The sequence below is a fragment of the Sphingomonas sp. GlSt437 genome, from assembly GCF_048015635.2.
In the GTDB taxonomy this organism is placed as follows: domain Bacteria; phylum Pseudomonadota; class Alphaproteobacteria; order Sphingomonadales; family Sphingomonadaceae; genus Sphingomonas.
This window is the reverse complement of record NZ_JBPGYA010000001.1, coordinates 1,245,151-1,266,659: the sequence shown is the minus strand read 5'-3', so window position 1 is coordinate 1,266,659 and position 21,509 is coordinate 1,245,151. Positions and strand designations below refer to the sequence as shown.

General features: G+C 64.3%; 21 protein-coding genes, 1 tRNA gene and 1 pseudogene. 15 read left to right on the top strand and 8 right to left on the bottom strand.

The annotated features are described in order from the left end of the window. Positions 1 to 119: 119 nt before the first annotated feature. The gene (locus tag ACLB0R_RS06205; protein ID WP_240885762.1) at positions 120 to 467 is read right to left on the bottom strand and encodes a copper resistance protein CopC; all 348 of its coding nucleotides are present in this window, start codon (positions 465 to 467) and stop codon (positions 120 to 122) included. A gap of 226 nt (positions 468 to 693) precedes the next feature. Here ACLB0R_RS06205 and ACLB0R_RS06200 point away from each other — a divergent pair, with 226 nt between their 5' ends. From ACLB0R_RS06200 to ACLB0R_RS06170, 7 genes are all read left to right on the top strand, one after another. Further along, positions 694 to 1,896 (top strand): TolC family protein, encoded by a 1,203-nt coding sequence (locus ACLB0R_RS06200; RefSeq protein ID WP_416642458.1) that lies wholly within the window; start codon positions 694 to 696, stop codon positions 1,894 to 1,896. Beyond that, on the top strand, positions 1,893 to 3,515 hold the full coding sequence (locus ACLB0R_RS06195) for an efflux RND transporter periplasmic adaptor subunit (protein WP_416642457.1): 1,623 nt from the start codon (positions 1,893 to 1,895) through the stop codon (positions 3,513 to 3,515). The genes ACLB0R_RS06200 and ACLB0R_RS06195 overlap by 4 nt, the downstream gene beginning before the upstream one ends. A gap of 3 nt (positions 3,516 to 3,518) precedes the next feature. Continuing rightward, the gene (locus ACLB0R_RS06190; RefSeq protein WP_240885759.1) at positions 3,519 to 6,635 is read left to right on the top strand and encodes an efflux RND transporter permease subunit; all 3,117 of its coding nucleotides are present in this window, start codon (positions 3,519 to 3,521) and stop codon (positions 6,633 to 6,635) included. A 104-nt stretch (positions 6,636 to 6,739) separates the two neighbouring features. Beyond that, positions 6,740 to 7,537 carry a hypothetical protein gene (locus ACLB0R_RS06185; protein WP_240885758.1) on the top strand — a complete coding sequence of 266 codons (798 nt, stop codon included), beginning with the start codon at positions 6,740 to 6,742 and terminating at the stop codon, positions 7,535 to 7,537. 38 nt (positions 7,538 to 7,575) lie between these two features. Beyond that, the gene (locus ACLB0R_RS06180) at positions 7,576 to 7,851 is read left to right on the top strand and encodes a hypothetical protein (protein ID WP_416642456.1); all 276 of its coding nucleotides are present in this window, start codon (positions 7,576 to 7,578) and stop codon (positions 7,849 to 7,851) included. 29 nt (positions 7,852 to 7,880) lie between these two features. Continuing rightward, on the top strand, positions 7,881 to 8,294 hold the full coding sequence (locus ACLB0R_RS06175) for a periplasmic heavy metal sensor (RefSeq protein WP_240885756.1): 414 nt from the start codon (positions 7,881 to 7,883) through the stop codon (positions 8,292 to 8,294). Beyond that, complete coding sequence (locus ACLB0R_RS06170; RefSeq protein ID WP_240885755.1) at positions 8,291 to 8,896, top strand: RNA polymerase sigma factor; 606 nt, start codon at positions 8,291 to 8,293, stop codon at positions 8,894 to 8,896. Before ACLB0R_RS06175 ends, ACLB0R_RS06170 begins: the two co-directional genes overlap by 4 nt. Here ACLB0R_RS06170 and ACLB0R_RS06165 read toward each other — a convergent pair. Next, on the bottom strand, positions 8,856 to 9,560 hold the full coding sequence (locus ACLB0R_RS06165; protein WP_240885754.1) for a class I SAM-dependent methyltransferase: 705 nt from the start codon (positions 9,558 to 9,560) through the stop codon (positions 8,856 to 8,858). The genes ACLB0R_RS06170 and ACLB0R_RS06165 overlap by 41 nt on opposite strands. A 139-nt stretch (positions 9,561 to 9,699) precedes the next feature. On the opposite strand from ACLB0R_RS06165, the gene ACLB0R_RS06160 reads away from it, so the two are divergent. Continuing rightward, positions 9,700 to 12,075: a heavy metal translocating P-type ATPase gene (locus ACLB0R_RS06160; RefSeq protein ID WP_434953780.1), complete on the top strand. Its 2,376-nt coding sequence runs from the start codon at positions 9,700 to 9,702 to the stop codon at positions 12,073 to 12,075. After that, positions 12,072 to 12,503: a Cu(I)-responsive transcriptional regulator gene (locus tag ACLB0R_RS06155; RefSeq protein WP_240885752.1), complete on the top strand. Its 432-nt coding sequence runs from the start codon at positions 12,072 to 12,074 to the stop codon at positions 12,501 to 12,503. Before ACLB0R_RS06160 ends, ACLB0R_RS06155 begins: the two co-directional genes overlap by 4 nt. Here ACLB0R_RS06155 and ACLB0R_RS06150 read toward each other — a convergent pair. Further along, complete coding sequence (locus ACLB0R_RS06150; protein WP_416642455.1) at positions 12,482 to 12,967, bottom strand: nuclear transport factor 2 family protein; 486 nt, start codon at positions 12,965 to 12,967, stop codon at positions 12,482 to 12,484. The genes ACLB0R_RS06155 and ACLB0R_RS06150 overlap by 22 nt on opposite strands. Before the next feature lie 277 nt (positions 12,968 to 13,244). Here ACLB0R_RS06150 and ACLB0R_RS06145 point away from each other — a divergent pair. From ACLB0R_RS06145 to ACLB0R_RS06135, 3 genes and pseudogenes are all read left to right on the top strand, one after another. Continuing rightward, positions 13,245 to 13,979 (top strand): annotated as a pseudogene (locus ACLB0R_RS06145) (IS3 family transposase); the annotation flags it as partial. Between the two features lie 179 nt (positions 13,980 to 14,158). Further along, complete coding sequence (locus ACLB0R_RS06140; protein ID WP_240885750.1) at positions 14,159 to 14,860, top strand: hypothetical protein; 702 nt, start codon at positions 14,159 to 14,161, stop codon at positions 14,858 to 14,860. 45 nt (positions 14,861 to 14,905) lie between these two features. After that, positions 14,906 to 15,622, top strand: coding sequence for a hypothetical protein (locus tag ACLB0R_RS06135; RefSeq protein ID WP_434953779.1), 717 nt, complete (start codon positions 14,906 to 14,908; stop codon positions 15,620 to 15,622). A 224-nt stretch (positions 15,623 to 15,846) separates the two neighbouring features. Here the strand turns inward: ACLB0R_RS06135 and ACLB0R_RS06130 are convergent. Then, a tRNA-Ser gene (locus ACLB0R_RS06130) sits at positions 15,847 to 15,939 on the bottom strand. A gap of 175 nt (positions 15,940 to 16,114) precedes the next feature. Between ACLB0R_RS06130 and ACLB0R_RS06125 the strand changes: the two genes are divergently transcribed. Continuing rightward, on the top strand, positions 16,115 to 16,909 hold the full coding sequence (locus ACLB0R_RS06125) for a DUF1134 domain-containing protein (protein ID WP_416643028.1): 795 nt from the start codon (positions 16,115 to 16,117) through the stop codon (positions 16,907 to 16,909). Positions 16,910 to 16,925: 16 nt separating this feature from the next. Continuing rightward, entirely contained in the window at positions 16,926 to 17,342 is a 417-nt protein-coding gene (locus ACLB0R_RS06120; protein WP_416642453.1) for a DoxX family protein, read from the top strand. Here ACLB0R_RS06120 and pyrC read toward each other — a convergent pair. After that, the gene (gene pyrC / locus ACLB0R_RS06115) at positions 17,339 to 18,388 is read right to left on the bottom strand and encodes a dihydroorotase (protein WP_416642452.1); all 1,050 of its coding nucleotides are present in this window, start codon (positions 18,386 to 18,388) and stop codon (positions 17,339 to 17,341) included. The genes ACLB0R_RS06120 and pyrC overlap by 4 nt on opposite strands. A 23-nt stretch (positions 18,389 to 18,411) precedes the next feature. Here pyrC and ygfZ point away from each other — a divergent pair, with 23 nt between their 5' ends. Beyond that, positions 18,412 to 19,155, top strand: coding sequence for a CAF17-like 4Fe-4S cluster assembly/insertion protein YgfZ (ygfZ, locus tag ACLB0R_RS06110; RefSeq protein ID WP_416642451.1), 744 nt, complete (start codon positions 18,412 to 18,414; stop codon positions 19,153 to 19,155). Between the two features lie 153 nt (positions 19,156 to 19,308). Here ygfZ and ACLB0R_RS06105 read toward each other — a convergent pair whose 3' ends face one another. From ACLB0R_RS06105 to ACLB0R_RS06095, 3 genes are all read right to left on the bottom strand, one after another. Then, entirely contained in the window at positions 19,309 to 20,463 is a 1,155-nt protein-coding gene (locus ACLB0R_RS06105) for an OmpA family protein (protein ID WP_416642450.1), read from the bottom strand. A gap of 125 nt (positions 20,464 to 20,588) precedes the next feature. Then, positions 20,589 to 21,089, bottom strand: a complete 501-nt coding sequence (locus ACLB0R_RS06100; RefSeq protein WP_416642449.1) for a DUF2793 domain-containing protein — start codon at positions 21,087 to 21,089, stop codon at positions 20,589 to 20,591. Positions 21,090 to 21,115: 26 nt separating this feature from the next. Continuing rightward, positions 21,116 to 21,439 carry a hypothetical protein gene (locus tag ACLB0R_RS06095; RefSeq protein ID WP_416642448.1) on the bottom strand — a complete coding sequence of 108 codons (324 nt, stop codon included), beginning with the start codon at positions 21,437 to 21,439 and terminating at the stop codon, positions 21,116 to 21,118. Between the last annotated feature and the right edge of the window lie 70 nt (positions 21,440 to 21,509).

Genomic DNA, 21,509 nt, shown 5'->3' with positions numbered 1-21,509 from the left:
ATTGCGGTCCTGTCGTCGCAATGCAGCCCAGGCAGTTGTCCGGCGCCCAGAAGCCGTACGACTGAGGAATTTCCTTTCCGCGAGCCTGCACGGCGCGGCTATTCGACTAGCCGATCGGCTCAACGAACGACGAACCGCACCGTCCCGTCGGTTCTGTCGCCATCGGTGGCGATGGCGTGCCAGGCGATTAGATAGCTACCCCTGGCGAGCGGTTTCTGTGGCTTTGTGATGAGCGTCCTCGCGTCGCCGCCAAGGGTCGTCGCGACGCCGATAGGCATCGGGCTGCCCGCTGCCTTCCCGGGAGCGGCAGTCATGAACAGTTCGACGCGCGATTTGGGCGAGAGCTTCTCGTCGTAGCGAAGTTCGAGCCGGGCCGGCGCAGCGACGGTGGCATTCGCGGCTGGCGTCGATGCGACCAATTTGGAATGCGCCTGCGCGGCGGTCCCGGCCAACAGCGCGGCCGCCACAGCGGATATCGTCAGCAAGGTTCGATTAGTGGGCATCACAACAATCCTGCGCGGTTGGTTCGATCTCTTTACGCACGCCGACCGGGCTCCCCTCATCGACGGCGCGAATTTCTGAGCGGGTTAGCGAGTGGAATAATCTGAGGGCCGAACCCCTGCGCTGCGTATCGGTCTTGAAACTACAGTGGAGGACGTGCGGTCAATGCAGCGGGGGCAAGGTGCAAATTGGGTGCTGCGGCTGGCAATCGTCGTCTCGACGATCGTTGTCGGGTCAGCAGGCCTTGCCCAATCGGAGCCGCCCGCGCCCGCCGCTCGCGATCTGCATGAAGCCGTCGATATCGCCATCCGCTTGTCTCCCGACGCTGCCAGCCTGCCGGCGCTCAGGGATCAGGCGAGTGCGCTGGCGCGCGCCGGTCGCGGCCCGTTCGCAGGACCGCCGGTGGCGGCAGGCGATGTGCTGACGCGGGGCAGCGGGTCGATCGAGCAGGAAGTCTCGGTATCCGCCGGCTTGCGCTGGCCCGGCGAGGGACGCGCAATCCGATCATGGGGCGCGAACACCGGCCGGGCAGCGGACTCGGGATTCGCCGCCGCCCAGCTCCGCATTGCAGGGGAGGTGCGGGACGCCTGGTGGGCGCTGGCTGGTGCTCGGGCGATGGTGGCGGTGAACCGCGATCAACTTGCGATCGCGACTACGACCGGGTCGCAGGTTGCCAGGCTCGAAGCCGCCGGCGAGGAGTCACGACGCGATCTGCTGCTGGCGCGAAGTGAGACGGCAGCGGCGGCGGCGCGGCTCAGCCAAGCGGAAGCCGAGCTGGCGCGCGCCGAGGCGGCTTATGCGGCACTTGCAGGTGCCCCGCCGAACGATCTGACACCCGAAATATTAACGCGCCGTTCCAGCATCGAGGATCATCCCGCGCTTCGCGCGGCCAGCGACCGCGCGATCGCGGCAGACGCCCGCGCACGGGCGCTCGCTTATGGCGCGCGCATCCGGCCGGAAGGACAGGTCGGTGCGCGCCGTGAACGGATCGGTCCGGGACAGGGGTCGGCGACATCGCTTCTGCTCGGAATACGCGTGCCGCTGGGACGCAATCAGCTTGCGGTCGCCGACGCTTCCGGCGCTCGCTCCGAAGCGCTCGCCGCCGTTGCCGAGGCAGCCCGCCTCCGCGCCCGCTTGATCGCCGAACAAGCCGCCGCGCAGCGCCGGCTGGGCTCGGCTCAAACCGCGCTCGACGCCGCCGAGGCGCGTCGATCCGCGTTGGCGCAATCGTTCGCGCTGACGCAAAAAGGTCAGCGCGAAGGCGAGATCGGCTTCATCGAAGCCTTGCGCGCCCGCCAGACACTGTCCGAAGCGGAGCGCGACCTAGCGGCGGCAAAGGTTGCCTACGACGCTGCGATTTCGGCCTTCAATCAAGCCATGGGTGTGCTGCCGTGACGAAACGCATGATGAAATTGCTGGGGCTGATGGCGCTTGCCCTGAGCGCGTCGAGCGCCATGGCGCACGGCGATGAGGATCATGCCGCGGCGAGTGCGCCGACGGGCGTAGCGATTGCTCCCCGGATGGAGGCGGCCACCGAAACCCTTGAGCTGGTGGCGGCGGCCAAGGCTGATGATTTGACGATCTGGATCGACGGCTATGCCGACAATGTACCCGTCACGAACGCCAATGTGAGCGTCACGCTTGACGGCAAGACCATTCCGGCGGCCGCCAAGAACGGCGTTTATGTGTTATCCGATGACGGACTGTTGAAGCCGGGCAATCACGAACTTTCGTTCCTCGTGACGCGCGGGGATGCGATTGAATCGCTGTCAGGTGATCTTGCAATACCGAAGCCTGCCGCCAGCAGCGGCGTGGCATTGTCGTGGACTTGGCTGCTCGCCGGGATCGCGCTGCTGATCGTGCTCGCGGCGGCGTGGTATTGGCGCTCACGGCGTCTGGTCGCGGCAGGGCTGACGCTGCTGATCGGCGCGCAGCTTGCGACAGGTATCCCGGTATTGCCATCGCCTGCCCTGGCGCATGGCGATGAGGACGCACCCGGCGCACCGGCCGGCTCGGGCGAAGCGGCGGTTCGGACGGCCGACGGCAAGTTGTTCGGACCCAAATCGGTCCAGCGCATTATCGGCGTCCGCACGTCACCCGCCGTCAGCGGCACCGCGCAGCCGGTGGTCAGTCTGACCGGCACCGTCGTCGCCGATCCGCAGCGCGGCGGGCTGATCCAGAGCGCGACCGGCGGCAAGGTTGGTGCACCCGCGTCGGGCCTTCCGACGATCGGCCAGACCGTCCGCGCCGGGCAGGTTCTTGCCTATATTGAACCGCCGCTCCAGGCGATCGACCGCGCCGACATCGCGCGCGAACTGTCGGACCTCGATCAGCAGGTCGCGCTCGCCGCCAACGCGGCGGCGCGATTGCGGCGGCTCGATGGCGTCGTGCCCCGGCGCCAGATCGAGGAGGCGGCGATCACGCTTCGGGGATTGCAGCGCCGCCGAGCGGCGCTCGGCCAGGCGCGCAGCGCCCGTGAAGTCCTCGTGGCGCCGATCAGCGGTGTCGTCGGATCAAGCGCGGCGCGGGTCGGGCAGGTCGTGCCGGCAGAAACCACGTTGTTCGAGATCGTCGATCAGTCGCGCACCTTTGTCCGCGCCAATCTGTTCGATCGCCGCACATTGTCGTCCGGCGCAAGAGCCGTCGGCAAGACCGCCGACGGCGTGACCTTCGATCTCGTTTTCGAAGGCGCGGGTCTGGTCGATCTCGGTCGCGCCGCGCCCGCGCTGTTCCGCGTGACGGGCGGTGCCGCCAATCTCCGCATCGGGGAGCCGATTACGATCGAGGCGCCGGTCGGTGCGCCCGTCGCGGGCGCAGTAATTCCGCGTGGTGCCGTCATCACCAACGCGAACGGGCTGGAATCGGTGTTCGTCAAGGCTCGCGCCGAGCTGTTCGAGCAACGCACCGTCAAAACGTCCCCGGTCGATGCCAATCGGGTGGCGTTGCTGTCGAACGTCAAGCCGGGCGAGCGCGTCGTGACAGCGGGCGCGGAACTGCTCGGACAGGTGCGCTAGGCGATGTTCGACCGGCTTGTCGCCTTTTCGCTTCGCAACCGGATACTCATCCTGTTCCTGTCGGCGGCGCTTCTGTTGTTCGGCGGCTTCGCCGCGAGCCGCCTGCCGGTCGATGTGCTTCCCAATCTCAACCGGCCTGTCGTCACCATCTTGACCGAGTCGCCGGGACTGGCGCCGGAGGAAGTCGAGACGCTTGTCACCCGGCCGATCGAGACCTCCATGAGCGGCGTCCCAGGCGTCGATCGCGTACGCTCGGTGTCGGGGATCGGCTTGTCGATCGTCTATGTCGAGTTCGGCTGGAAGGAGGACGTGTTCCGGGCGCGGCAGCAGGTCGCCGAACGGTTGACGCTGGTGCGCGAGCAAATCCCCGCCGACACGGTGCCGCAAATGGGGCCGGTGACGTCGATTATGGGCGAAATTATGCTGGTCGCGATCCCCTATGGCCGCGCCAGCCCGATGCAGGCGCGCGAAATCGCCGATTTCCAGCTTCGCCCGCGGCTGCTGGCCATCCCGGGCGTCGCGCAGGTCATCCCGATCGGCGGCGAGGTGCGGCAATATCGGGTGTCACCCGATCTCGCGGCGATGAACGCCGCAGGCGTCAAGCTCAAGGATGTCGAGGAGGCGGTGCGGGCCTTCGGGACGAACACCGGCGGCGGCTTTGTCGATCAGTTCCAGCGCGAGTTCCTCATCCGCAATGTCGCGCGTACCACCCGGATCGAGGACTTGCAGCAACTCGTCGTCGGCAATGACGCCAACGGGCCGATCCGCCTTTCGCAGGTGGCCAAGGTCGATTTCGCCGCCGCCTTCAGGCGCGGCGATGCAGGTTATGACGGCAAGCCCGCCGTGGTGATCGCGATCCAGAAGCAACCGACGGCCGATACCCTGACCGTGACGACCGAGGTCGAAAAGGCGCTCGAGGAAGTCACCGCGACATTGCCGTCAGGATTGCGCGCCGACCGTGTTCAGTTCCGTCAGGCCGACTTCATCAATACGTCGATAAACAGCCTCAATCGCGCGCTGATCGAAGCTGCGATCATGGTCGCGATCGTCCTGTTCGCCTTCCTTCTCAACGTGCGGACGACCGCAATCTCGCTCGCCGCGCTGCCGGTTTCGATCCTGATCACGGCTGTCACGTTCGAGGCGTTCGGCTTGTCGATCAACACGATGACGCTTGGTGGCCTCGCGATCGCGATCGGCGAACTGGTCGACGATGCGGTAGTCGGCGTCGAGAACGTCTATCGCCGCTTGCGCGAGAATGCCGCCAGCGACGATCCGCGCCCGGCCCTCGCGGTGATCGCCCATGCAACGGGCGAGGTCCGCTCCGGGATCATCTATGCAACCGCGATCATCATCCTGGTGTTCCTGCCGCTGTTCTTCCTCGGCGGCGTCGAGGGCCGGTTGTTCAGTCCGCTCGGCATCGCCTATGTCATTTCGATCCTCGCCAGCCTGGTCACCTCGATCACGCTGACGCCGGTCCTGTGCTATTATCTGCTGCCCAAGCTCGCCAAGACGCACGCCGAGGCGGAATCGGGCCTGGTCCGGCGCCTTAAGGCCGCCAATCGTCGCCTGCTCGACTGGGGCTTCAGCCGGTCGCGCCCGATCCTGATCGCAGGTGCCGTCGTGACGGGCGTGTCAATGCTGGGCGCATACAGCCTGCCCCGCGCGTTTCTGCCGCCGTTCAACGAAGGCAGCTTCGTCGTCAGCGTGCTTTTCCAGCCGGGTATTTCGCTGGAGGAATCGAGCAAGCTCGGTGCCGCCGCTGAACAGCTTCTGCTTCAAATTCCCGAGATAGCGTCGGTCAGTCGCCGGACCGGTCGCGCCGAACTCGATGAACATGCCGAGGGCGTCCATTCCAGCGAGATCGATGTGGCGTTGAAGCCCGGCACCGACGATCGCGAAAAGGTCGCCGGCGAGATCCGTGAGAAGCTTGCCATCTTGCCGGGGTCGATCGCCGTCGGCGCGCCGATCGGCCATCGCCTCGAACACCTGTTGTCGGGCGTACAGGCGCAGATCGCGATCAAGATTTTCGCCGAAGACCTCGATGCGTTGCGGACCACCGCCGAGACGTTGCGCGCCCGGATCGCCGCCGCGCCGGGAATCGCCGATTTGACCGTCGAGCGGCAAGTCCGCGTGCCCGAACTCGACATCCGGGTGGATTATGATCGCGCCGCATCTTACGGGGTCGCCCCCGCTGCGGTTGCCGAGGCGGCCGAGACGCTGTCGAACGGCAAGATCGTCAGCGTGATCGTCGACGGGTTGCGTCGGTATAACGTTGTGCTGCGGTTGCCCGACAGTGAGCGAACCACGGCTGCGCTTTCCGACCTGTTGATCGAGACGCCCAAAGGTCCGGTCCCCCTGCGCAATCTCGCCGAGGTCCGCGAAACGGATGGCCCCAACCAGATCCTGCGCGAAAATGGCCGCCGACGTATCGTGCTGTCTGCCAACGCGGCGCCCGGCGCCAATCTCGGCACTATCGTCGGCGTTATCGATGCCGAAGTCGCGAAGTTGAAGTTGCCGCCCGGCGGATCAGTCAGCGTCGAGGGGCAGTATCAGGCGCAGCAACAGGCGGTACTCACGATCGGCGGGCTGAGCGCGATCTCGTTCTTGATGATCTTCGCGCTCCTGTTCACCCGCTATCGCTCGACCACGCTCGCACTCATCGTCATGGCGGGTGTGCCAATGGCGCTGGTCGGCTCGGTCGTCGCGCTGTGGATCGCCGGCCTGCCCCTGTCCGTCGCGAGCCTGATCGGGTTCGTCACGCTCACCGGCATCGCTGCGCGCAACGGCATCCTCAAGATCAGCCATTATATCAATCTCGTCCTCCACGAAGGCGAATCCTGGGGCGACGCGATGATCGTGCGCGGGACGTTGGAACGCCTGACCCCGGTGCTGATGACCGCGCTCGGCGCCGGATTGGCGCTGGTGCCGCTGCTGCTCGGCGCCGACGAGCCGGGCAAGGAAATCCTGCATCCCGTCGCGGTCACGATCTTTGGCGGACTGCTGTCGGCGACGCTGCTGGACGCTCTCGTCACGCCGATCCTGTTTCGGCTCTACGGCCGTAAGCCCCTTGAAAACCTCGTCGCTGAGGCTCGCGCCAGCGGCAGCACCGACGCCTTTTAACATATGAGGAATGATCCATGAGAAGCTCGCCAGTCTTGTTACTCCTCCCGATCGTGGCGTTGGCTAGCTGCGGCGCGCCCAAAGGGTCGAACAATCCCGATGCCATGTCCGAAAACGCCGCAGCGGCGGGCGACCACATGGCCATGGGCGGCCAGGCGATGGGCAAGGAACGCAAGGGCGCCCCTTCGATGTCGCTCGCTTTGAAGCCCGCCGGACCTTTTGCAGTCGGCAGATCGCAAGCTGTGGCTCTGATGCTCACCGATCTCGCCACTGGCAAGTCGATGGGACCGGACGACATGGCGGTCGCTCATACCAAGAAGCTGCACCTCCTGATCATCGATGGCAGCCTCAGCGACTATCAGCATATCCATCCGCAATATGACCCGTCGAAGCCGGGCACCTGGCGGTTCGACTTTGCCCCGCGCTTTGGTCGTACCTACAAGGTCTGGGCGGATGTGACCCGACCGAACGGGGGGCAGGAATATGTCGGCACCGAAATGGTGGCAGGCGACCAGCCTGCTCCAAAACCGAGCAGCGCAGTGGCGACGAAGGCTGCGGCCGATGGCCTGATTTTTTCGCTCTCCTTTTCGGGTCCGTTGAAGGTTGGGCAAGGCGCGCAAGGGTCGATCGCGATCGCCGACGGCAAGACGGGCCAGCCGTTCGCCGGTTTGCAGCCGATCATGGGTGCGTTCGGCCATATCGTCGCCTTCGCCGGCAACTGGAACTCGATCGAGCACGTCCATCCACTTGGCGCCGAACCGACACTGGAAACCGAGCGGGGTGGTCCCGTCATTCGCTTCCATATCAAGCCTGAGCAGGCCGGCACCTTGAAGCTATTTGCGCAAATCCGTGCAAACGGGCGCGAGACGATCGTGCCCTTTACCCTGACGGTTCAGCGGTGATGCGATAAGATGGCCGAAGAATGAAAGGCTAAAGGCTGATGGACACTCTCGACACCATGCTGGCCGGGCTCGCGTCCGCGCCGACACCCGCCGCGCTCGACGCGCTCGACGAGCGCGTCTTCGCGGACCTGCTTGCGCGCGCGGCCCATCCGGGTCCCTCAATCGCCGCCTTTGGCAGTGGCGCTGCAATGGTGGCGTTGGCGGTCGGCGTGGCAACGGCGCAGCTTTCGATCGCGCCGCAAGCGAAAGCCCCGGAACTAGCAGCACTTTCATCGCCGACGGCCTATGCGCCATCGACCCTGCTCGGCCAATGATTACGAGCCAAACCCGGCGCCTCGCCCTGATGACCGTCCTGGCGTTCGTCGCCGGGATGTCAGGCGTTCTTGCAGGCCGGGCTTTACTTGCACCAGATACACGACCGACGAGCGATTTTCACGAGTTTGTTCATCAAGGTCTCGATCTCGATAGCGCTCAAAAGGCGGCGCTGGAACAACTCGAACAACGCTTTGCGACCCGTAAGCGCGCGCTTGAGCTCGAACTCCGCAGCGACAATGCGCGTCTGGCCGAAGCGATCCAAATCGAGCACGGTAATGGTCCGCAAGTGGCCGCAGCAGTGGATCGCTCGCACATCGCCATGGGTGAACTTCAGAAGGAAACGATCGCGCATATTTTCGCGATGCGGCAGATATTGCGGCCCGATCAGGCGGGCCGGTTCGATGCGGCGGTCGTCCGGGCGCTGACCGAAGAAAAACGGTGAGCCTGGACCTTTCGGCGGCGACCGAAGGAGAATTGGCTGCGCTGACCTTAGCTGGCCGCCAGGCGGCGTTTGCCGAGATCATGCGGCGCCACCGCGATCCGATCTTCAGGCTTGTGCAGGCTCATCTCGGCAGCGCCGATGATGCGCTGGATGTCGTGCAGGAAAGCTTCGTCGCGGCGTTCGTGCATCTGCGCCGTTACGACGGCGCGCGACCGATGCGGGCATGGCTCTCGCGCATTGCCATCAACAAGGCGCGCGATTTTCGGCGTAAGGCCGCGGTACGGAGATTGCTGAGAAACGGATTCGCTGAGGCAGAAACCCAACTTCTGTCGTTGGCAGACGATCGTCCGAGTGCGGACCAGGAATACGATGGGCGCGCTCAACTACAGCGCATTGGCGCCGCCATTTCGAATCTGCCGCACAAATTGAAAGAGCCGCTGCTTCTGAGGGCGATCGAAGGACTCTCCCAATCGGAAACTGCGATGACGTTGCGAATAAGTGAAAAAGCCGTGGAAACCCGGATCCGGCGTGCCCGTATCAAGCTCAGGGAGGCGCTCGACATTACCGAGCAGTCGGGCCGAACGGTGCGCGGCAAGCCGTAAATACGCTGATCGATCCGCTCGGCGTGGCCACTATCGCCGCCTCGTTGACGTCAACGAAGCCAGCCTCTTCGATCAATCGAGGCAGGATGCCATCGGCATTCGGCTGTGTATCGGCGCGGCCGTCGATGCGCTGCACCTTGAGGCGAAACAGCGTCCGCATCAACCACGATCGTTGTAACGAATAGTCGGCGATGACCAGACGACCGCCGGGTTCGAGCGCCGCGAACATGGCTGCGAGCGCCGCGCGTTTGCCGGCTAGCGGTATTTGATGGAGCACCAGCGTACAGGTAAGGGCGCCGAACTGACCCTGCGCCGCTGTCTCGTCGGCGAACCCGAGACGAAATTCGGTGGCAATGCCCGCCTTCTCTGCCTTGCTGCGGGCCATTTGCAGTGCTTCGGGATCGGGATCGCGACCGAACGTACGCGCCGCTGGCTGAAGCCTTGCGATCGCAAGTATCAGAGTTCCAGTCCCGCATCCGACGCCAATGAGCTTTTCGCCAGCGATCGGTGCCAGCTGGCGGAGAACGGCAGCGCGCCAAGCCTGTTCGCGTGTGAAAATCCGAAGCGCGAGGTCGTAGAGGCGCATCGGTGCCGAGCCAAGGGCAGGCGTGTATGCCTTCGCGCCGCTCGCGATCGGGTTATCATCGCCCGAACCTGCCTGCATTGACCAATCTCCATCCGCGCCCGTTACCACGAGGGATTACGCGGCGAGGGACGTAATCCGTTATGGCAGCACCGTGTTTTCGAGGGCTTGACCCTGACATGATGTCAAACTCCATATCGGTGTGCTCTGGAGAACTGACATGACGAATCAGGCGCGCGAGCACGGTCACGATCACGAGGCAGGGAACTGCTGTTCAACCGGGGCGACACCTGGTGAAGCGGCAGCCCCGGAGACCGTCAAGGATCCCGTTTGCGGGATGGACGTCGATCCCGCGAAGACGCAGCATCACGCAACCCATGGTGGCACCGAATATCATTTCTGTTCGGGTGGGTGCCGGACGAAATTCGTCGCCGATCCGGAACGCTACCTGAGCGAGCACCCCCGTCCCGAACCCGTAGCGGCGCCGGGTGCGATGTGGACTTGCCCGATGCACCCCGAAATCCGTCGCGACGGGCCGGGAACGTGCCCGATCTGCGGAATGGCACTGGAGCCGGAAGAGCCGTCGCTCGATGACGCGCCCAACCCCGAACTCGTCGATTTCACGCGGCGCACCTGGCTCGCCGGTGCGCTGACCGTTCCGCTGCTCGCGATTTCCATGGTCGCCGAGATGATCGGGGTTCACTTCATCCCGCCCGCGCTCAATCCGTGGGCGCAGCTCGCGCTGACGGCACCGATCGTTCTGTGGGCGGGGTGGCCGTTCTTTCAGCGCGGCTGGACGTCGATCGTCACGCGCCACCTCAATATGTTCACCCTAGTCTCGATCGGGGTCGGCGCGGCCTTCGTCTACAGCGTCGTCGCGACATTGGCACCGGGCCTGTTTCCGCCGACGTTCCGCATGCACGGAATGGTGCCGGTCTATTACGAGGCTGCCGGTGTCGTGGTGACGCTCGTGCTGCTCGGTCAAGTGCTCGAACTCCGCGCTCGGGCAGCGACGGGGCGTGCGATCCGTGCGCTGATAAATCTGGCGCCAAAGACAGCGCGCCGGATTGCCGGGGACGGGGCCGAGGAAGAAGTCGATCTCGCCGCAGTCGCCGCGGGCGACCGACTGCGCGTTCGCCCGGGTGAGGCGGTGCCGGTTGATGGCGTCGTCGTCGAGGGCCGCTCGTCGGTCGACGAGTCGATGCTGACCGGAGAGCCGGCACCTGTCTCGAAGGAGGACGGCGCGAGCGTCACCGGCGGCACCGTGAATGGCACCGGCACACTGGTGGTTGAAGCGCGCGCGGTGGGATCGGACACGGTTCTGGCGCGGATCGTGAAAATGGTTGCCGAGGCGCAGCGCAGCCGGGCGCCGATCCAGGCGGTGGCGGACCGCGTGTCGGGCTGGTTCGTGCCGCTCGTTGTGGCTATCGCAATCGCGACGTTTGTTATCTGGAACCTCTTTGGCCCCGAGCCTCGGTTCGGTCACGCGCTGCTTAACGCGATAGCCGTGCTGATCATCGCCTGCCCCTGCGCGCTTGGGCTGGCGACGCCTATGTCGATCATGGTCGGCACCGGGCGGGGCGCGCACGCGGGCGTGTTGATCAAGGATGCCGAGGCACTCCAATTGATGGATACGGTCGATACGCTGGTGATCGACAAGACCGGGACGCTGACCGAAGGCCGACCTGCAATCGTCGCGGTCGAAACCGCCGAAGCGTTCGCACGAAACGACGTGCTGGCAGCCGCGGCCGCGGTCGAGGCGCGATCCGAACACCCGCTCGCCTATGCGGTCGTGACCGGCGCTCGCGATGACGGGCTTGAGGTCGTGTCGGTCGATAGGTTCGACTCGCAAACCGGCCTCGGCGTCAGCGGTCAGGTCGATGGCCAAGAGGTGGCCGTGGGCAATTCGGCGCAGATGGAGCGCGTCGGCGCCGACGTGTCGGCGCTCAGCGACGTAGCCGACCGCCACCGCGCGGAAGGCGCCGGCGTTATGTTCGTCGCGATCGATGGACGGCTAGCCGGACTGCTGGCGGTCGCCGATCCAATCAAGACGTCGGCACGCGAGGCCATCGCCGCCTTGCGCGAGGAAGGTCTGCGGATCGTCATGCTGACGGGCGATGCGCAAGGCACGGCGAACGCTGTCGCCAAAGCGATCGGCGGTATCGATGAGGTCCATGCCGGCCTCAAGCCCGAGGACAAGGCGCGCATCGTCGGCGAACTGAGGGCCAAGGGCGCAAGAGTAGCGATGGCGGGGGACGGCATCAACGATGCGCCGGCGCTGGCGGCGGCCGAGGTGGGTGTTGCGATGGGCACCGGGACCGACGTGGCGATCGAGAGCGCTGGCATGACTTTAACGAAGGGCGATCTCGCGGCGATGGTGCGCGCTCGCCGACTGGCGAAGGCGACGATGCGCAACATCCGTCAGAACCTGTTCTTCTCGTTTTTGTTCAATGGAATTGGGGTGCCGGTGGCCGCAGGCGTCCTTTACCCGGTCGCCGGCATTCTTCTGTCACCGATGATTGCTGGAGCAGCGATGGCGCTGTCGAGCTTCACGGTGGTGACAAACGCGCTCAGACTGAATGCGGCCAAGCTGTGAAGATCGGTCCGGCCTCGGCCGCCAGTGGCGTCTCGCCGCGCATGATCCGCCACTACGAGAAGATCGGTCTCGTTCCCTCGGCACCGCGCCGGGACAGCGGCTATCGTGACTATTCCGACACCGAGGTTCACCGTTTGCGGTTCATCGCCAACGCGCGCGACCTCGGATTTCCGGTCGAGGAGATCAGGACGCTTCTGGGACTGTGGAGCGATGCTTCTCGATCGAGCGCCGACGTCAAGCTGCTTGCCACCGCACGCGCCGACGAACTAGGTCGCAAGGCGGCTGCGCTCGAAGCAATGCGGCGGTCACTTCTCGACCTTGCCGGACGCTGCCACGGTGACGACCGGCCCGATTGCCCGATAATCGACGACCTCGTGGGCGATATCCCTGTCGCGTTGCGGAAGGACTATTTGCCCGACGACCAGTGAATGTGGACGATCTTCCAGATCTTGCCGAAGCGCCGCAGCACCATTGGTTCGGTCGAACTGATGTCGATTGCCCGCCCCTTGTAGATACTGCTCGTTCGAGATTCCGTTGCGATCCATGCCACGTCATCGATTGCCTCGCCCGATTGGCTCTTCACCGTTTGGGTGGTTGACTTGGAAAATTCCGCGTCGGCAGTAAGGTGATGTCCGGCGTATTCCGCCTTGCTGCGCTCGACGCCGCCGCTCTCGTAAATCAATGCACTGCTGTCGAGGAGTGCAGGGGCGACGCTCGGATTGCCATTCTTCAGCGATCGGTGAAACGCCTCAACGACCGCTGCCGCGTCGCGCGCTCCCGCCGGGATCGAAGAAGAAGTGGCCGAAGCCGCACCGGGATCATGAGCCTGAACGGACGTCGTCAGCAACGGCACCAAGATCGAGAGACAGAACAGTGCAAAGGTTGAACGCATTTTTACCCCGAACGACTTGAACGATGTCGAACCACCATACGGGTCGGAGCGGCCACCCCTCATAGGTCGAAATTCAGTTTTCGGGGGTTCCGGACTGTTGCCCGATCGACTTGCCGCAAAAGAAGGTCTGCTTGCCGCAGGAGTTCGTACCAATCCGCCACTGAAACCCGGACGCGAACCCGGATGCCGAGGCCGATTTCTAAAATAATTCAATGACTTCAGCGATCTTTGACGGAGCGGGAGGGAAGAGACCCCCATTGATTGGGATCTCTCTAAGCGCGAAATTGCAGGCGAGACTCATGTCCGCTACGGCTACCGCCGTGTCTATCACCTCCTTCGCCGGGAAGGCTGGGCGGTGAATGCCAAGAAGGTTTACAGGCTTTACAGGGCGTTGGGCCTTCAGCTGCGCAACAAGACACCCAAGCGGCGGGTGAAGGCAAAGCTGCGGGAGGACCGTGCGCCGGCGGTCCGCCCGAACAATGTGTGGGCGATGGACTTCGTCCACGACCAGCTGGCGACGGGTCGCAAGCTGCGCATCCTGACCGTGGTCGACACGTTCAGCCGGTTCTCGCCGGTGATCGATGCGCGGTTCAGCTACCGCGGCGAGGACGTCGTGGCCACGCTCGATCGCACCTGCCGGAAGGTGGGCTATCCGAAGACCATCAGGGTGGACAATGGCAGCGAGTTCGTCTCGCGAGACATGGATCTATGGGCTTATCAGAGGGGTGTGACGCTAGGCTTCTCGCGGCCTGGCAAGCCGACCGACAATGCCTTCATCGAGGCGTTCAACAGCAAGCTGCGCAGCGAATGCGTGAACACCCACTGGTTCCTGTCGCTGGAAGACGCTTGCGAGAAGCTGGACCGCTGGCGTAGACACTACAACGAAGAGCGACCGCACAGCGCGATCGGGAATATCCCCCCGATCATGCTGGCAAACCCGACCGGGGCCACCAGCCCTCCGGATCCAGGCCAGGCGGAAAACTCTAGACCCGAGCGTTCCAAGGTTGGGTAGCAGTGCAAAGAGAGCCGGACTCTACCTCTGACTGGTAACAATCAGGGGAGCACGTCACGGCGCTTGCTGCTTCGATCACATTGCCCGAAGGAAGCTAATCGGGCAAGGCGCAGCGATGAGAAGCCGCTAAATTCCGTTCAAGGTCGGGGCAATGTAAAGCCCCTGAAAGACGGTGTGGAATGTTGTACGCGTGGATCGATGGGGCAAAGCGCCCTCCCTTAGAGAAGGGCGAAAGCACGACCTGTCATGATTGCGGCAACCTGCTGACTTCCGTCATTCCCGTCGAGAACGTCAAGCACTGGCGACACAAGGCCGGGGATTGCGATGCCTGGAGCGAGCCGGAAGGTCCGTGGCATCTCGGCTGGAAAGAGCAGTTTCCAGAAGGCTGCCGCGAAATCGGGCTGATCGACCCCGCGACCGGGGAGCGCCACAGGGCCGATGTGCTCTGCGGAGCCGGCACGCCTGCTGCGACCGTGCTGGAGTTGCAGTTTTCACCAATATCGGAGGACGAGCGCACCGCGCGGGAGGTCTTCTATCGTCAGGCGCACCGCATGTTCTGGCTGGTGCACGTCCACGATACCCAGTCGAGCTTCACGGGTTGGAGCTTTGCCAGCTCCATCGACTTCAGTTCGCGGCCCGTCGACATTGACGGCCGCCGTTACGCGATCATGCAATGGTTCGGTCGGAGCAAGCAGTTCATCGAGAAGTGGAAGCGCGCGACCGCGCATGTCTTTTTCGAGTGCCAAGGCCGAATCTTCTTCCTCGCCGGCGATGCCCTGTCGCGCCGCATGACGGGCGGCGCGCCGCTGAAGCGGGGCCAATATGCCCTCACGTCATTGACGCGAGAAGAATTCATGCGCGCCGTTCAGGGGATCGGCTGACCCATGACGAATGGTAGCGGCATCCGCGTGGTGATGGATGGTAGTATGGACGCCTATATGGCCGCCGCCGACGAGACCTTGGCCGAGCTGCTCGTGTCAGATAGCGTGCTGGTCGCGGCGCTCAGGGAATATGATAGCTTTTTCCGGACACGCCTTTTTACGCAAGGCCCTGCCGAGCCCATTGCGCTTGTGCTCTTCATGAACGCCTATCAGCTGTTCCTCGCCGGCGCGCGCATGGCTTTGAGCGGCCATTGCGCCGCGGTCTTCCCGTTGCTGCGCACTGCTCTCGAATCTGCCGCCTATGGTGGACTGAGCGCCAGAAACCCCGCGCTAAGCGAGGTCTGGGCGGGCCGACATCGGGGCGATGCCGAGAAGAAGGCGTGCCGCAAGAGCTTCACCTTCGAGAAGGCCATTTCCCCACTGGAGGATCGCGCGCCCGATATTCACGCCCTGGCTGTTTTGGGCTACGAAGGGGAGATCGACTACGGCGCCCACCCCAATATCAAGGGCGTGTTCGGGCATGTCTCGCTTAACGACCAGCGGGAGGACGGCTGTAAGGCCGTGACCCATACTAGCCTTTATGGCTCCGCGCACATCGAGACCATCCGGGGTTTATGCGCCTGTCTCGATTTCGGGTTTGCCATCATCGGCATCATCGCCCTGTCGGGTCCGACGATCAGCGACAATCTGGTGGACGGGCTTCAGTCGCTCAACGACGCGAAAAATACTGCGGTTGCACCCTATCAGTCCCCGAATAGCTAGAAGCAGTACGGCGCTCGTGGCTATCAGCTAGACCGATGACGGCGTTTTTCTGGCGCTTTCATCGATCCAGCGCAAATAGCGGGACGGGCGCATTTTGAGGGCTGATAGCTCAATTCATCCGAGAGAGCCCACGGTTGGCCGCATCGTTCCACGCGGAGAACCGGGTCGCTAACCGGGTTGCTAGCCCCTCAGCTATAGAAAAATCTAATAAAATCAATTGGTTTTGGCGGAGACGGAGGGATTCGAACCCTCGGTACCCCTAATCGGAGTACGGCGGTTTAGCAAACCGCTGGTTTCAGCCACTCACCCACGTCTCCGGACAAAGCGCTGACACGGGCGGCTATAGACGGGGCTATGGGACGGATCAACCGCGCATCGTTCTCCGCGTGGCCAATCATTAAGCCTGTTCAGACTCGGTCTGGCGCACGTTCGATTCGGGTCACCGCGCCGCGATTGCATGCGGCCTGCGGTGGGCCGTACTGTTTCAAGATGATGGGTAGGGTCCGGGTCACGTCGCGATATGGCAAGGTGTTGGAGCTGGTCGCGGCACTCGCTCTGGCAGGTTCGGGCGCTGTGCCGAGCATGGCGCAGGTCAAAACCGTCGACCCCAATCAAGCCATCGACAGTGACTTGAGCAGTGGGCAGAAGCCGGCGCAGCCGCCGACGTCACCTGCATCGGCACAGACCGCGCCTGACAACGGCCTGGGCGAGCCGATCAAGCCCGACCAATCCGCCGGATCAGCGTCCGCCCCGGCCGCCGCTGCGCCAACGGCGGGCAGCCCCGACGCGACCCGATCCGCCGAGTCGACCTATTCGCGCAAAGACCTGCTGAGCGCCGGCGAAGGCGTTTTCGGCAAGGGCGCGCAAGGGCTAGCCGGCCTTTTGGAGAAGGTCCTGCGGGAGCAGGGCGAACCCAACGCCTATATCGCCGGCCGCGAAGCATCGGGCGCCTTTGTGCTCGGCGCGCGCTACGGCTCGGGTCTGATGTCGCACAAGGTAGAGGGCGATCGGCCGATCTACTGGACGGGGCCGTCGGTTGGCTTCGATCTCGGCGGTAATGCCAGCAAGGTGTTCGTGCTGGTGTATAACCTCTACGACACCGAAGACATTTTCCGCCGCTACCCGGAAGGCGAAGGCCATCTCTATTTTGTCGGCGGCTTTTCGGCGACCTATCTCCGGCGCGGCAACATCGTGCTCATCCCGATCCGGCTCGGCGTCGGGCTGCGGGCCGGCGTCAATCTCGGCTATATGAAGTTCAGCAAAAAGGCGAAGTGGCTGCCGCTTTGATCGGTTTCCGCCCGCGATGAAGGCTCCCGAGCGAGAAAGCGCGGCGCGGGCGGCGGGCCGTATCGTGCTCGCGCTGCTGTTTTTCGCGGTCGGCATCATCCACCTGAAATCGCCGGGCGGTTTCATGCCGATCATGCCCGATTGGGTGCCGTATCCCCGCCAGGTGATTATCGCGACCGGCTGGTGCGAGCTGTTCGGCGCGGCGGGCCTGCTTGCGCCGGTCAAGCGGCTGCGCTGGTGGGCGGGGCTGATGCTCGCGCTTTATGCGGTGTGCGTCTACCCGGCCAATATCAAGCACGCGGTGGACCATGTCACTGTTGCCGGCGTGTCGCTCGGCTGGGCCTATCACGCGCCCCGCCTGCTGCTCCAGCCGGTGATCGTCTGGTGGGCACTCTTCGCCGGCGGCGTGATCGACTGGCCGTGGCGGCGCTAAGCTAGCAGCGTCCAGCGGAGCACCTCGCCGGCGTGGAACGGTACGACGTCGGTGTCGCCCGCAGCGACGCGCGCCGGCACAGCGACGTCGCTGCGGCCAAGCGTGACGGTCGCGCCGTTCAGCGGCAAGCCATAGAAAGCGGGTCCGTGTTCGGACGCAAACGCCTCGAGCCGGTCAAGCGCGCCTTCCTGTTCGAAGACCGTCGCATAGCTCTCCAGCGCATAAGGCGCGTTGAAAATGCCGGCGCATCCGCACGCCGCTTCCTTTGCGCTGATCGCGTGTGGCGCACTATCCGTGCCGAGGAAGAATTTCGGCGAGCCTGACGTGGCGGCTCGGCGGAGCGCGAGCCGGTGCTGCTCGCGCTTGGCGATGGGCAGGCAATAAGCGTGGGGGCGGATGCCGCCGGCGAACATCGCGTTGCGATTGATATGGAGGTGGTGCGGCGTGATCGTCGCAGCGACCGTCGCGGATGCCGCGGCAACGAATTCCGCGGCCTCGGCGGTCGTGATGTGCTCGAACACGATCTTGAGCGCGGGGAAGTTGCGGACGAGGCCGTTCAGCACCCGATCGATGAATATTTTTTCCCGATCAAAAATATCGATGTCGGCATCGGTGACTTCGCCATGGACGAGCAGCGGCATGCCGATTGTCTGCATCCGCTCGAGTGTGGCGTGCAGCTTGGCGATGTCGGTCACGCCATGGGCAGAGTTGGTGGTGGCATGGGCGGGGTAAAGCTTCGCGGCGGTGAAAACCCCATCGACATGGCCGCGTGCCAGCTCGTCCGGATCGGTATCGTCCGTCAGGTAGCATGTCATCAGCGGCGTAAAGGGGGTCTCAGCTGGCAGTGCTGCCAAGATGCGGGCGCGATAGGCAGCGGCGTCCGCCGCGCGCGTCACCGGTGGCGCCAGATTGGGCATCACGATCGCGCGAGCAAACTGGCGTGCGGTGTAGGGCACCACCGATTGCAGCATCGCCCCGTCACGCAGATGGACATGCCAGTCATCGGGGCGGCGGATCACGAGGCGATCGGGTGCTTGGGAATTCATGCTCGGCGTCCTAGCTATAGGCGATGAGCGATACCAGCCCCGCCACGCTGCTTGACGACCGCGCACTGATCCGCGTGTCGGGAGACGATCCCCGCGCGTTCTTGAACGGCTTGGTGACCAATGACGTCGCGACGCTGGCGCCGGATAGGCCGCTTTGGGCTGGACTGCTGACGCCGCAGGGCAAGGCGCTGTTCGATTTCATCCTGTGGGACAATGGCGACGCGGTGCTGATCGATTGCGCCGCGTCCTCGGCAGAGCTGCTGGCACGGCGTCTCGCCGTCTATCGCCTGCGGCGCGCCATCGCGATTGAGCCGGTCGCCGACCTGGGGGTGCATTGGGGAGTCGATCGCGAGCACGGCGTTGCCGACCCGCGGTTGCAGGGCCTTGGCCGGCGATGGCTCGGGCCAAAAACCGGCGAGAGCGCTGCGGCGGCTTGGCGCGCGCATCGATTATCGCTGGGGGTGACCGAGGGCGTTGACGAGCTGGGCAGCGACAAGACGCTTTGGCTCGAAGCCAACGCCGATCTGCTCAACGGCGTCAGCTTCGCCAAGGGGTGTTATGTCGGCCAGGAGAACACCGCGCGGATGCATTACCGCGCCAAGGTCAACCGTCGGCTAGTCGTGGCGCCGATAAGCGAGGCGAGCGAGCGGACGCGCGCCAGTTATGAGGACCTGGGCATAATGGTCGAGCTGCGCCGGATCGAGGCGCTCGGTGACGCGCTGATGCCAAGCTGGCTGGTCGAAGGGATTCAGCCAAACGGCGACTGATTGCAGTCGCTTAGTTTGCAGATCTAGCCGAATCGAATATCCGCGGTGAGGCCGCGATACCATCAGCGTCGGCTCGGCCCATGGCTCTTCCACAAATGAAAAGGGAGGCCGGTTGCCCGACCTCCCCGATCATTGTTTCGACTGACGTCGAGCTTAGTTGCCCGAGCCAGGTCCGTAGGTGATTTCCACACGACGGTTCTGCAGTTCGCGAACACCGTCGGCGGTCTGCACGCGCAGGTGAGCCGGATCTTCACCGAACGCCTGCGTCGAGATCACACCATCGGGGATCGAGTGCGCCGTGAAGTACGCCTTCACTGCGTCAGCACGACGCTGCGACAAGCCGAGGTTGTACTTCGGCGTGCCCGAACGGTCGGTGAAGCCCGCGAGCATCACCTTCGCATTGCCGCAGCTCTGATACGAGGTGATGGCATTGTCGAGAATGCCGGCAGCCTCAGGGGTGATCGCCGACTTATCCCATTCGAAGAACACGATGAACGGGCCCGGGGCGCACACCACTGCCGGAGGTGGCGGGGGTGGCGGCGGCGGGGGTGGCGGCGGCGGAGGCGGCGGAGGCGGCGGGGGAGGCGGCGGCGGCGGCGTCGGCTCACCGAAGTTGTACGCCAGGCCCGCGAGCAGGCTGTGGCTGCGGAAGGTGCCATGATAGTTGGCAACTGTGCCCGCGCCAGTGAGGCCAGTCAGGTTCACACCCTGCGCCGTGAAGAAGCGATACTTCAGCGACACGTCGACATGGTGCGTCAGCGGCGCACGGACACCGGCGATCGCCTGATAAGCGAAGACCGTATCCGAGTCGTTCAGGAACGACGGGCCGACACGACCGCCCGAAATATCATACTTCGATGCACGGACGCGGGCGATACCGGCACCGCCGCCGACGAAGCCGTTAAGCTTGTCGTCGTCACCGAAGTCGAACAGGCCATTGACCATGAAGCTCAGCGCCGAATCCGCGCCGCCGGAGCTGTAGCTACCGGCCGGAGCGGCGACTACCCGACCACCCTGATTGATCAGGATCGACTGGGTCGACTGATAAGTCGAAATCGTCGCGCGCTTGTAGGCGACTTCGGCCTCAAGGCGGAATACGCCGAAATCATAACCGATGTTGCCGTCCACGTCGAAGCCGCCGTCGTGGTGCGACGTGCCAGCCTGCGTGTTGGTGCCGATATCATACTTGATGTTCTCAACCAGCAAAACACCGCCGTCGACACCGACATACCACGACTTGTCGCGGGCAATGGCCGGTGTGGCGAGCGCGGTGGATGCAAGTGCCAGTGTTACGGCAAGCTTCCGCATCATAATCCCCTTCGTTGGAGCGTCACTAAGGACCGCTTAAACTCCGTAGCCAAAGGAGGGTTTCCACGCAAGAACACAAATACCCGCGATTGTTGCACTCAAGCAACACTCTGCCGCTTGGATGGCTAGGAAGCGATCAATCCATGGCGGCGCAAGGCCGCGAGAATGGCCGCAATCGCGGTCCGCGCTTCCGGATCGACGACAGTGCCGCCGGTCGGCGACTCGATCCCGGGCTGCTGGCTTCCCACCACTTGAACGCCGCCCGCCGTCAGCCGCCTTATGGGGACGTCACCCACGGCCCAGCGGATGCCGTCAAAGCGGCAAAAAACGGCATCGGCGGTGCTCCAAGCAGACAAGCCTGCGCGCGGGGTGACAAAGCGCCAGCCGCCTTCGGTCCATCCGGCAAGCGCATTCGCATGCCCCGACCAGTCGCCCGTCGGCGCGTCGCCGATGATCCAACACTGCCCAAAGGTGGGCGAGGCCGGCGGGCTATCGAGCCCAACGCTTTCGACGGCCGCTGCGACGGTAAGATCGAGCAGCGCGAGTGCCTCGTTATGATACAGTTCCTTCTGTGCCTGCCCGGCCTGAAGCAGCGGTAGCGCCAGTCGGGATGTCGTGTCGGCCATAGCGGATCTCCGTGACGTTGGGGGAATCAGTGGCTGAGCGTCGTGATTGCTGGTCGCGATTCGCCCGCGGTGCCGATCTGGCGGACCTCGATCACCGTTCCGATCGGCGTAGCCGCGGCGGGGACCGAGATGCTCGTTTCGCTTGTCTCGATCGTGCTCGTCGTGCCGCCGGGCGCGATCAGCGTGAGGCGGTAGCGTTCGCTTTCTTCAACCAGCGGCACATCGACACCGTCGGCCCATCGCCAGCCCTGCCGGCTGCGGCGAACCCAGCTTAGCGTGAGGCCGCCTGCCGCCTCGCGGCGGGCGATCAGATGCACGGGCGACGGCGGCAATACCGATGCCCCGCTCACCGCCGCCGCGATCCGTGCCGGCTCTGAGTCGCTAAGGCCGGACGCCAGGATGAGCGCCTGGCCCCCGACC